Origin of the sequence: Psychromonas sp. L1A2, from assembly GCF_009828855.1 — a bacterium.
Classification (GTDB): domain Bacteria; phylum Pseudomonadota; class Gammaproteobacteria; order Enterobacterales; family Psychromonadaceae; genus Psychromonas.
The window spans coordinates 1,548,028-1,560,602 of the sequence record NZ_WUAG01000001.1 but is presented as its reverse complement, the minus strand read 5'-3'; the positions used below and the strand labels follow the sequence as shown (position 1 = coordinate 1,560,602).

The window sequence follows — 12,575 nt, the reverse complement described above, 5'->3', positions numbered from 1 at the left end:
AAAGTTCAGCAAAATAACTTATTATAAAATTTCATATTTGATTCAAGAGCAACATATCATTATCTTACCTCCTTCCTCCCCAACAAATACTTTATCTACTCATTTCATTTTTTTGTAATAATTTACCTACCAACATCGACACGTACTGCTACATAAGTGATAATAACGCCACATTAATCATTGCAAATAGCTTACTGCTATATTTACAGTATTGTTTAATTCACTTAAAAATAAAGACTAAATGCTGCTAAAACCACAAGAGTTAAAAATGACAGAAAAAACAATAATAAATAAAAGTAGCAAAAACGAAATAAACAATTCAAAAATACAAATGAGTAAAGAAGACCTTAGACAAAGTAAGCCAACAAGAAACGAATACCTAGACAAACCCAAAACACCCTTAATAGTTGTATTAGATAATGTCACTAACAGCTATAACATTGGTGCTTTTATTCGCTTAGCTGATGCCTTTGCTATCGAAAAAGTGATTATATGTGGTGCAGGTGCTTTGAGTATTTCAGATAAAAAAATGAAAAAAGCATCTCGAAATGAAGCAAAATGGGTAACAGTTGAATACAGAGATACTACAACAGCAACCTTAAAAACATTATTAGATGAAAGCTATACTATTTATAGTGTTGAACTATGCCATGGTTCCGTTGATTACAGCGAAGTTAAGTATCCACTCAATACAGTTTTAGTATTAGGTAATGAACGTAAAGGTGTAAGTGAAGCAGCATTAAAATTAAGCCACCAACATATCCATATTCCTATGTTTGGCATGGGCAACTCACTTAATGTATCAACCGCAGGTGCTATTGTATTAGCTGAATGTGCCAATCAAATCAGAAAGCAGTAAACCAAAGATAGTAATCTGATTAAGGGTCAGTTTTAACATATCCTATTAAAGAACAGTTACCTATAAAGTAGTTCAATGTTAATAATAGCTACATCAATAATACAGCCGCAATGGCCATGTTTAACAAACACATACACTGGCTATAAATTACAAAACTTCCCTATTTCACTTGGAAACGGATACAAAATTAGTCAAAACCTAGCGACATTAATGAAACTGCAATGTAATTATTTTAAGTTTGTTTATGGCTCCTTACTACTAAACTTTACTGCGTCCTAACCTGACCTCTGGATAATGGATCGATAATGTCATTTAGTATCAACAGGTTAAAATAAAAATATTATAAGATAATGTTAATTTTTCTTATCCGAAATTGAGATTGCTTATATAATTAAAACCATTTTAAAACTAAATTAGGTGGAACTCATTTACATCTGCTTGTTTCAGCTAAAACCTCTTAATATCAACACAATATAGGTTAGTTAAACCTCTCAATACAAAAGAAACAGTGCTTTACTCTACTCATAGAATATATTTAGCATAATAAACTCCCATCGCAGAAAAAAACCTCTAAATTCAGTTAATGAAACCAAAGAAAAATACCTATACTATTTATGCAAGAAACAACTTGTTTAAAATCAAATAACCTACAAGGAAGTAAATATGAGAAATATACGAGAAATTTTGTCTGTCTTTTTATTAGCCTTTAGTACCAGCGCTTTTGCGGAAGAAGCGAGTTCTTTTGGCCAGTCTATTGGAGCATTTAGTGAATCTGTCGATGGTTTTTTTAATGACTATACGGGATGGTTTGTTGCTTTAATTTTTAAAAGTGTACCGATTGGTGAAGCTAACTTTCCCCTTATCGTAGGTTGGTTATTATTAGCAGCACTTATCTTTACTATTTACTTTGGCTTTATTCAGTTCAGGCGCGCAGGCATGGCGATTGATATTGTTAAAGGTAAATACACTGATCCCAACTCTAAACATGAAGGTGAAGTCTCTCATTTCCAAGCATTAACAACGGCGCTTTCAGGAACGGTTGGACTAGGTAATATTGCTGGTGTGGGTGCAGCTCTTGCGATTGGTGGTCCAGGTGCAACATTCTGGATGATTTTATGTGGTTTATTAGGTATGGCATCTAAATTTTGTGAATGTACTTTAGGTGTTAAATACAGAACAATTTTACCATCAGGCGTTGTTTCTGGTGGTCCAATGTATTATTTAAGCCAAGGTTTAAGCGAAAAAGGTTTAGGTGGTCTAGGTAAAGCATTAGCAATCGGTTTTGCATTAATGTGTATTTTAGGTGCATTAGGTGGCGGTAACATGTTCCAAGCCAACCAAGCACACGCAATGTTAACTTACGCTTTTGATGTACCAAGTGAATACGGCATCATCACTGGTGTAGTTTTAGCAGCATTAGTATTCTCTGTGATTGTGGGTGGTATGCCTTCAATTGCTTCAGTAACAGAAAAAGTGGTTCCTTGGATGGCTGCTTTGTATGTTGGTATGGCCGTCATCGTTATTGTGGCTAATATCAGCCAAGTTGGTCCTGCATTTGCTGCTATCTTCGAAGGTGCATTCACAGGTGCTGGTGTTGTTGGTGGCTTTGTTGGTGCGTTAATTCAAGGTTTAAAACGTGCAACTTTCTCCAATGAAGCAGGTGTTGGTTCGGCAGCCATTGCTCACTCAGCAGTAAAAACGAAAGAGCCAATCACTGAAGGTTTAGTATCACTACTAGAACCATTTATTGATACGGTTGTCATTTGTACAATGACGGCATTAGTTATTACTATTGCTGGTTTAAACGTTGCACCATACGATGGTAGCGGTTTAACAGGTGTAACACTAACTGCAGCTTCATTTACAGAAACAGCTGGCGTGTTTAAATACTTACTAGCATTAGCAGTCGTTATGTTTGCATTTTCAACGATGATCTCTTGGTCTTACTACGGTCTAAAAGCATGGACTTACCTATTCGGTGAAGGTAAAGGTAAAGAATTAGTATTTAAATTAATATTCTGTGTATTTGTTGTTATCGGTGCCACTATTCAATTTGGTGCTGTTATCGACTTCTCTGATGCAGCTATCTTTGCAATGTCTATTTTCAATATCATTGGTTTATATTTCTTAATGCCAGTAGTGAAGAAAGAGCTACAGTCTTTCATCGCACGTGTTAAATCAGGCGAAATAAAAACCTACGAAAAGCATTCTAAATAAAAATCTAAATAGGGTTATGATTGTTAATATTCAACATTAACAATAGGTTCATTAAACATGCGAATACCAACATGTTTTAAAATGAATATTTAACTACCTCTAAGGCTATCGCAGTAAAATGCGATAGCCTTTTTTTATACATTATTTTCTACTTTGTATGTGTTATTTGTACACATAACATCCTATACTCATGTTTTTTAAAATATGACGTCAGCCTAAAAAACAAACCATACGGAACATGGTTAATAAAGCGCTCTGTAATGAGAGAAATAGGCAGAAAAGGATTAATATGCAAAATACAGCCAAACTAACGATTGATTTAAACCGCCCTTTACTCAAGGATGGTCCTAATTTTTTATCCCATACAGTGATTGTTGCTGAAGATTTAGCCCACTTAAAACCAACAATTACCGCGATGTTATTCTGCATGGTATATATTGTAGTCGGTAGCTTTTTATTGTTCCTCGCCACTTACCTATTAATCATCACAACCAAGTATGATCTTGTTATTTTTGTAGGTGGTTTTGGTATTGCCATTGCAACTTTTGGTTTATCCTTAATCCAACCTTTTTTAAAACGAGCTAGCTTCAATAAAACATCGGGTCTTTTTGATAACCATAGAGATAGAGACGTAAAATTAAAACACATTACTTCTTTGCAAATTAACAATAAGATTATTCAATCTAAACATGCCCCAAACTATTATTGTTATGAGCTTAATTTATTAACTGAGCATGGACGAAGAATCAATATTTTGAATCATAATAATCAACAACAAATTTTTCAAGATGCACATTTATTAGGAGATTTCTTAGAGGTTGAAGTGAATGATTGTTGTAGAGAAATTATTCTCTAGGCTCAATAAGATAAACTAAAAGGTAATTTAAATTTAAATATTTAAGTAATAATGAGACATTTTTTGTACTGTAGTTAGCACAGTAATAAAAACTAATTTTATTCCCCAAAACGTAGAGAATTAAATTAATAAAATTTCTAATTAATTCTATCAATTATCACTTTTATATTAAGCTCTTATTGTTATATTATTGATTGCATTCTTTCAATCGTTGCTCACAACTAATCTCTCCATAAACGATTTAAATAATGACAAAAGTACAGTTAGTAAAGTCCATTAACACTCTATTTTATTCATACACCACAATATAAAGAATTTACAATATGACCACTTATTTTATTCAAGCAGCTCTTTACCTTTTAGTCGCGGTAATATGCGTTCTTTTAGCTAAAAGGTTTGGGTTAGGCTCTGTCCTTGGTTATCTCAGTGCAGGCGTGATCATAGGTCCTATTACCGGATTAGCAGGCGAAGAAACAAACACGATTCAGCATTTTGCAGAATTTGGTGTTGTCATGATGCTCTTTATTGTTGGTTTAGAGTTATCGCCTAAAGCTTTATGGAATATGAAAAATAGGTTGATTGGCTTAGGTGGTTTACAGATTGGATTAACAACATTAATTATCACTTCCCTTGGTGTCGCATTTGATTTTCCATGGCAGCCGTCATTGGTGGTCGCCCTAATTTTTTCTCTGTCATCGACAGCGATTGTAATGCAAAGTTTTGCAGAAAAATCCCTTAATAAAACAGATGGAGGTCAAGCTGCATTTTCAATCTTATTATCGCAAGATATTGCGGTAATCCCAATGCTTGCAGTGATTCCGTTATTAGCTATTCCGGCGTATTTTGGCATGCCTGAAGCCAGTTCATTAATCACAGAACATCATAATGTTTCATTGGTTGAGAACTTATCTGGTTGGCAATATGCAGGCGCAATTGTAATCGTTATTGGTTTGATCATCGCTGCAGGAAATTATATTTCTAAACCCTTATTTACACTGGTTGCAAAATCTGGCCTACGAGAACTTTATACAGCTACCGCATTATTATTAGTTATTTCTATTTCAGCATTAATGAGCGTCGTTGGTTTATCGCCAGCATTAGGGACATTTTTAGCAGGTGTTGTACTAGCAAACAGTGAGTTTCGCCATGAATTAGAAAGTAATATTCAACCTTTTAAAGGATTATTGTTAGGTTTATTTTTTATCACTGTGGGCGCAGGTATTAGCTTTGCTGTAATTAGTGATAACTTTTTCTTAATCAGTGGGTTAACTATTGCAGTAATCGTTATAAAAGCAGCCGTATTGTTAAGTTTGGCTGTTATTTTTAAGATTAAAAAATCAGATGGTTGGTTACTAACATTAAGCTTGGCACAAGCAGGTGAATTTGGCTTTGTAGTATTGAGCTTTTCATCACAAAGTCAGGCATTGCCTCCAGAATGGGTTGCGATCCTCTCTCCCGTTATCACACTTTCTATGTTTTTGACTCCCCTCCTGTTCATTTTTTATGACAAGGTGATCACTAAACAATATTTAGAGATTCAACCGAAAAAAGCAGCAGATAACATTGATAAAAAAAGCCAAGTTGTTATTGCAGGGATTGGTCGTTTTGGACAAGTAATCAATCGTTTATTAATGGCAAATGGTTTTGAAACAACCGTGATTGATCGCTCAACCGATATGATTGACCGCGTTAGAAAAGTTGATATTCATGCTTATTACGGTGATGCAACAGACTCTAGTTTGCTCTATACCGCGGGTCTTGAAGAAGCGTCATTACTCGTCATTTCAATTGATGGTCCAGAAAACATATTACATTTGGTCAAACACGTAAAACAGTTTCATCCGCACTTACCTATTGTGGCCAGAGCGTATGACCGTGGTCATGCCTATCTTCTTGAAGAAGCGGGTGCAGAGCACGTGTTTATTGAATCTTACTTTACAGCATTAGAAATGAGTAAAAGTGCGTTAAAAGTATTAGGATTTGATGAGAAAAAAGCTGAGAAGGCCAAAGCACTTTATTACCAAACTGAACTAGATCACCATGAAGAATTACATAAAGCTTGGAATGATGCGAATAAAGAAAGCTACCTATTTAACGATTTTATTGAACTGTTTGTATCCTTAGAAAAAGAGATGAGAGCAGCAATGAAGGAGCAGGTAAATAACGATAACCTTAACATAACCAATGACAATAATAGTGACGATGACATAACCGATGCTAATACCCGACTCAATAACGATACAAGTACAGTTCCAGAAGTAGAAGCAGATGTAGATAAAGCTAAAGCTAAAGAATAAATAGTATTAGCCATATACAATTTTTCCTTACTTTCAAATACTTTACGGTAATGAGAGTAAGGGAATTTTTTCTAAACGTTAACAAAGCTTAGCGAATAAATTATTTTTTAGCGAAAGCGTTAAAAACGACGCTAATCAAAATAAAGATAATGCTCACGACAACGACGCCCGGCCATTGGTACATTGCTAATGCTTTAACTCCTGCCATTGAACCAAACGCTCCTCCTAAATAGTAGCCGAGCATATAAATACCATTAATACGACTTTGTGCGCTTGGATCAATACTAAATACACGAACTTGGTTTGCTACCTGAGCGCTAAAGATAGCAAAGTCGATTAAAATAATACCGATAATTAACGCAATAAGATTCCCAGCAAATACACCAGTAATCGCAAAACCAATCGCAGCTAACGTTAATACCATCAGAACTAACTTTTTAGAGCCTAATGTATTAACCCATTGTCCAGACGATTTAGCACCAATAACCCCTGCTAATGCAATCACGCCAAATAGACCTGCTTGTTGTGCATTGTAATTAAAAGGTACATCACTGACATAAATAGCTAATGTAGCCCAAAGCACGTTAAAAGAAGCAAACCAAAAAGCACCTGCTAATGTATAAGTTTGTAATGATTTATGCTTTACAAATAAAGACACTGTACTTTTAATCAGAGGGAAATAACCTAAATTAGTATGCGGTTTATTGGTTGGCAAAAATACACGTAAAAGCACACCAAAAGTGGCAGCTAGTAGCGCTGACATAATAAATACACTTCGCCAACCAAAGTGCTCTCCAATAAATCCACTGAGCGTTCTTGATAATAAAATACCAATGGTCAACCCCATCATTAACGTACCTAATGTTGCGCCTTTGTTTTTAGCCGATACCATTGAAGCGGCAAAAGGAATTAATTGCTGCGTGATATTCGCGCTGACTCCAATTAGAAATACTGCGATAAGTAAAATAGTTAAACTAGGCGCGACTACCGCAGCACTACAAGCCACCACCAATAAACACGATAAAATACCAATCAGTTTTCGACGAGCAACAGAATCACCTAAGGGTGAAATAAAGAGTAACGCAAAAGCATAACCAAATTGTGTTAACGCCGGAATACCACCAAGCTGTGAATGCGTTAACTTAAACTCATCAGCAATCAAAGGTAAGATAGGTTGGCTGTAATAAAGGTTTGCTGCTGTTGCTGCAATTGCGGTTGTCATTAATAATAATATGAATCGACTTAACGATTGATTTTGTTCTGTGTTGATCATTTTACCCTCAGTGAATAATGCTCAGTAACTAATTATGTGAGGATAATAGAGGTTCTTCTTGAATAACAAAAATGATAATATTTTATTGAATCTATACAATAAACGTATAGATAGTATTTTAATGATTTAGACGATTAATAGTCATTGAGCGCAGTATGATGGGCCATGTAGATAACCCTCTTTAAATACCCATTTTTAAATAACAATGTTTAGATAAAAAATTTAGATAAAAATGTAGAGAAAAGAGTATAAACAAGCGTGCTTAGATAATAAGGGAACGATGAGAAAAGTAAGATGGATATAAAAATATTAAACAGCTTTGTCGTGGTTGCTAGGCATAAAAGCTTTTCTGCAGCAGCTCGTGAGTTAAATACCGTTCAACCTGCTATTAGTCGTCACATTGCAGCATTAGAAGCTGAACTCGGCGTCACACTATTTAACCGTAACTCTAGAGATGTTGCTATTACTGAAGCTGGTGAGCAATTATTAAAAGATGCGAGCGTTATTTTAGCGCTGACCAAACAAGCTAAAACTCAGGTTAAACGAGCTCATAATGGACAAACAGGAACCCTTAATATCGCCCATCTCAGTTCAGCATGTTTAACGTTTATGGCTGAACTAGTTCGCACTTATAAAGCACTGTTTCCAGAAGTACATGTGACCTTATTTGAAATGACGGCAACACAGCAAATTGAAGCCTTTAAAAACGATCGAATTGATATTGCATTCTCACGCCCTTTACCCAGTACTATTAATGATGAATTTATCCACCATGATATATATATCGATAAGCTGGTCGCGATTGTTAATCAACACCATGACCTAGCTGGACAAAAGAGCATCAATTTAGCAGATCTGAAAAATCAATCGTTTATTATTTTTAATCGAGATGAAGCACTGGGGTTATTTGATGAAACCATCATACTTTGCAAACAAGCAGGATTTTCACCTAATATCACTAGCCACCCAAGACACATGCAAACCTTAGTCACTGAAGTGGCAGCAGGGTTAGGTGTCGCGATTGCCCCTTATTGTATTCGTAAACTATATAGTGAAGGTTGCCAATTCATTACGATAGATAAAATAACTACAAACATACCCGTACAAGTTCAATATAAGAAAAATAATACGAGTGCGACAGTTAATGCGTTTGTTGACATTGCTTTAAACGCTAAGAATGAAATACAACGTAGCATGATGCATTAAGTATAATGAATTAATATCTAATTAACTCTGTGGCGATTCCACATCGATATTAAATAAGCCTTGTTAAATAGGTATTGTTAAGTAAGCATTGCTCTGTAAAAAGGTTTTGTTAAAGGCACTTTAAATAGTGATGCGCTACAAGAAATTAAAAATCAGTTACCATTTTAAAGCTATTAGCATGATTAGGAAAAGGATATGAAGAGTTGAATATTGATACTAAATGGCTACAAGACTTTTTAGCACTAGCAGAGTTGCAACATTTTACACGAGCAGCAGAGTCGCGTCATATTACACAACCCGCCTTTGGCCGTCATATTCGCTCCCTAGAGAAAGCCGTCGGTAAAACATTAATTGATCGCGCAACCACACCAATCACCTTAACGCCAGCAGGACGTCAATTTAAAAATATAGCCTATAACATGATTTCACAAATGGAAGATGGCTTAAACCTACTTAATAACCTTGAAAAGCCGCTGTCTAACCCGATACGAATTGCCAGTCCACATTCACTATCATCGCCTATTTTACTTGATCTGATTGAACATAATAGTCTTGAACAACAACGTTTTTCTATTGATATTCTACGCGTCGATTTTGCAATACAATCGCTGATGGATGGTAATTGTGATTTTTTTCTTGGTTTTGAGATTTTGTCCTTATTACAACCGCCCTTTCAGAATATTAAAATTGGCCATGGGAACTTCTTATTAACCTCTTTAGCCGATAACGAAGGCAAGCCATTATTTAACCCACATATCAGCAACACCCCCATTATTGGTTATAGTACAGAATCTTATAGCGCTCGCTTGATTGAGCAATATCAACCAGAAGTAACAAAACTTAATACCTATCAAGTCTTTGAATCATCAATGTGTCATCTACATAAAGAAATGGCTTTACGTGGAAAAGGCATTGCTTGGCTACCCGATGCGCTAATTCAAGAAGAGTTAAAAGCAGGTAAATTAGTGGCAATTGAACCGCTTTTATATCGACTACCTTACCAAATTCGCCTTTATCGTAACCCCGCCCCTTTAAGAAAAGAAGCAGAAGACTTTTGGCAAAATATTAGCCTTCAAGTGCAATCTGATTGGCAAATAAACTATCCATGGGAAGTCCATAATTAGCCTTTTACGGCACTATAAATAAAACACAATGCCGAAACAGCACTAACGTATCGTTATTTGCATTTAACATTAAAGCGTAACAAGCAGATACTAGCTTAATCTATGCATTTTTATTAAATGATTAAGGCAGCTATGTATTCACCTTCTATTACGTTAGATCAGTTTTATCATCAATTTCCTAAAGCCGATCTTCATTATCACCTGCTTGGTGGCGTAAGACTTGAAACCATGCTCGCTTTCGCTGATAAATATAAGGTTGAGTTATCAAAATTTGATGCAAAATGTTATTACCGTGCTTATCAAGCCCAAACAGGCATCGCTAAAGGTGGTATTGAAGCACTGACTTTGTTATACCAATTAATGCGTGAACCAGAAGATTATATTCGCGTATTAATTGAAGTCGCAGAAGACGCACATGCCTGTGGCGTTCGCTATATCGAAACATTCTGGAACCCAAGTGATACTGAATTAACCTACCAACATGTCACAGAAGCGTTAGCACAAGCGATTGACTATGTAGAACAAGAAATGGGGTTGATCATTCGTTTAATTCCCTCTATCAATCGTGAAAAATCTCCAGAAGTTGCCGTTCAATTAGTTGAGCAAATGATTGCTTTTAAGCACCCTTATGTTTTAGGACTTGGCATCGACTATAAAGAACATCAAGCGCCCGTTGAGCATTTTTGGAAAGCCTATTCTCTTGCAAAACAACATGACTTAAAACTGACAGCACATTGTTCAGAGTTTGGTTTACATTGGCGAAATGTTGAGACAGGCATTGAACTGATTAACGTTGACCGCATCGACCATGGTTATACGATCATTGATAACCCAGCACTCACTGAAAAATACGCACAGCAAGGTATCCCATTTACTGTTATTCCATCAAACACCTTCTATTACAAAAAATGGCCAGATCATAACGATTGGGCAGAAAAACATCCAATACGAGCAATGGCAAAAGCAAACCTGAATATTATTCCTTGTACCGATGATTGGCATATTCACAATACCACCAGCGCTAATTGCTATCGTGTTATGGTCGAAGATTTTGGTTTCGACTTAACCAGCTTGCGACACATGATAATCAGCAGCATTGAAGCAAGTTGGGCACCACAACACTTCAAAACACAATGGCTAGCTGAATGGCCTTTGGCATTTGACTCACTCAGATTATGTTTATCAGAACAACCTGTCATAACAGAAACACAATTAATTAAATACCGACGCTAAATTAACCCCAAACTGAAAGGAAGCAACATGGAAACAGTGACTAATAAATCTGGATTTAGCATCGCTAAATGGTTTGATTTTAAAGGTAATAAAACAAACTTAAAAACCGAAATTATTGCGGGATTTACCACCTTTGCCACCATGGCTTATATGGTTGCCGTTGTACCTGGCATGTTAAGTAAAGGCGGGATCCCTTTCGATAGCGCCTTTACTGTGACTATTTTTATGACCGTCATAACCACCATTGCCATGGCACTCTACACCAACCGCCCTTTTGTATTAGGGCCAGGTCTTGGTAGTGTCGCTATCTTCTCATATACACTATTAGGTAATGATGTCCCTTTAAGTATTGCCGCAGGAATCGTGTTCATAAGTGGCGCTTTATTTATGCTAGTGTCATTCTTAGGTGTGCGAGATTTTGTTGTACGTATCATTCCACAAAGTGTCAAAGTATCAGTAGGTGTTGGCATTGGCCTTTTCATTGCCTTGCTTGGCTTTAAACAAGCAGGAATTGTTGTCGCAAATGCACGTAAAAATGTACTGGTTTTTGGTGACTTAGCAACAATGGAAGTCTTATTAGCGATCGTTGGTTTCTTTTTAGTGCTGTTTTTTACATCGCGAAATATTAAAGGCGGTATCATCATCTCGGTGCTTATTATTACCTTAGTGAGCATCCCATTAGGTATTACCACTATCCCCGATCATCTATTCCAAATGCCAGGTAGCATGGAAGGAATGATGTTTGAACTAGATGTTATCGGAGCTCTTAGTCCGGTCTATTTACCTTTTTTATTAGCCTTTTTTATCCCTGATTTTTTCTCCACTTTAGGCGCACTTTTAGGATTAGGCTCTCAAGCGGGTTATCTAGATAAAGACGGTAATTTACCCGGCATAGAGAAAAACTTTCATGTAGATTCAACAGCAACAACCGTCGGTGCATTATTTGCCTGCCCAGTATTAACAACTTATTTAGAAAGTGCAGCAGGTGTAGAGTCAGGTGGTCGAACAGGTTTTACCGCATTAGTCACAGCAGCTTGTTTTACGCTAATTTTATTCTTGGCGCCACTGGCAGCAATGATTCCAACAGCAGCAACAGCCCCAGTTTTAATGTACATTGGCATCATTATGATGGGCTCAATGAAGAAAGTAAATTACGATGATGTCTGTGAATATGTACCTGCGTTTGTATGTGTTGCCGTGAGTATCTTCAGTTTTAACGCCGGTAACGGTATTGCAGCCGCAATGTTAGTTTATGCTTTCTTGAAATTGGCGACAGGACGATACAAAGAAGATCATTGGTCAGTTTACTTAATTGCGTCATCTATGATTTACTATTTTTATATTGTTTCGGCTCACTAAAAGTTGCTTGATTAATCGACTTTGTTATTGCTTAGATTCAAATAGTAAGTACATAGCTTGAACAGGTAGAAAAGGTGGTCAGCTGAATAGTTGCTAATCACTTTTTCTCCGGTAAGAGATGCAACAATCAAAACATATAAACAACTGAGCT

Annotated in this window: 9 protein-coding genes; 8 read left to right on the top strand and 1 reads right to left on the bottom strand. The window is 36.2% G+C overall.

Annotated features, from left to right (window positions below; translation table 11 throughout):
- The first annotated feature begins 268 nt into the window (after positions 1 to 268).
- The 4 genes from GQR59_RS06720 to GQR59_RS06705 all read left to right on the top strand — a co-directional run bounded on the left by GQR59_RS06720 (position 269) and on the right by GQR59_RS06705 (position 6,229).
- On the top strand, positions 269 to 859 hold the full coding sequence (locus GQR59_RS06720; protein ID WP_160061230.1) for a TrmH family RNA methyltransferase: 591 nt from the start codon (positions 269 to 271) through the stop codon (positions 857 to 859).
- Between the two features lie 663 nt (positions 860 to 1,522).
- The gene (locus tag GQR59_RS06715) at positions 1,523 to 3,076 is read left to right on the top strand and encodes an alanine/glycine:cation symporter family protein (RefSeq protein ID WP_160061229.1); all 1,554 of its coding nucleotides are present in this window, start codon (positions 1,523 to 1,525) and stop codon (positions 3,074 to 3,076) included.
- Between the two features lie 289 nt (positions 3,077 to 3,365).
- Positions 3,366 to 3,932, top strand: a complete 567-nt coding sequence (locus GQR59_RS06710; protein ID WP_160061228.1) for a hypothetical protein — start codon at positions 3,366 to 3,368, stop codon at positions 3,930 to 3,932.
- 323 nt (positions 3,933 to 4,255) lie between these two features.
- On the top strand, positions 4,256 to 6,229 hold the full coding sequence (locus tag GQR59_RS06705) for a cation:proton antiporter domain-containing protein (protein WP_160061227.1): 1,974 nt from the start codon (positions 4,256 to 4,258) through the stop codon (positions 6,227 to 6,229).
- A 100-nt stretch (positions 6,230 to 6,329) separates the two neighbouring features.
- Here GQR59_RS06705 and GQR59_RS06700 read toward each other — a convergent pair whose 3' ends face one another.
- Positions 6,330 to 7,502, bottom strand: coding sequence for an MFS transporter (locus GQR59_RS06700; protein WP_160061226.1), 1,173 nt, complete (start codon positions 7,500 to 7,502; stop codon positions 6,330 to 6,332).
- Positions 7,503 to 7,796: 294 nt separating this feature from the next.
- Between GQR59_RS06700 and GQR59_RS06695 the strand changes: the two genes are divergently transcribed.
- The 4 genes from GQR59_RS06695 to GQR59_RS06680 all read left to right on the top strand — a co-directional run bounded on the left by GQR59_RS06695 (position 7,797) and on the right by GQR59_RS06680 (position 12,424).
- Positions 7,797 to 8,708: a LysR family transcriptional regulator gene (locus tag GQR59_RS06695; RefSeq protein ID WP_160061225.1), complete on the top strand. Its 912-nt coding sequence runs from the start codon at positions 7,797 to 7,799 to the stop codon at positions 8,706 to 8,708.
- A gap of 203 nt (positions 8,709 to 8,911) precedes the next feature.
- The gene (locus GQR59_RS06690) at positions 8,912 to 9,832 is read left to right on the top strand and encodes a LysR family transcriptional regulator (protein WP_201288029.1); all 921 of its coding nucleotides are present in this window, start codon (positions 8,912 to 8,914) and stop codon (positions 9,830 to 9,832) included.
- 132 nt (positions 9,833 to 9,964) lie between these two features.
- Complete coding sequence (locus tag GQR59_RS06685) at positions 9,965 to 11,065, top strand: adenosine deaminase family protein (protein ID WP_160062474.1); 1,101 nt, start codon at positions 9,965 to 9,967, stop codon at positions 11,063 to 11,065.
- A 27-nt stretch (positions 11,066 to 11,092) separates the two neighbouring features.
- Positions 11,093 to 12,424, top strand: a complete 1,332-nt coding sequence (locus GQR59_RS06680) for an NCS2 family permease (RefSeq protein ID WP_160061224.1) — start codon at positions 11,093 to 11,095, stop codon at positions 12,422 to 12,424.
- The last annotated feature ends 151 nt before the right edge of the window (positions 12,425 to 12,575 follow it).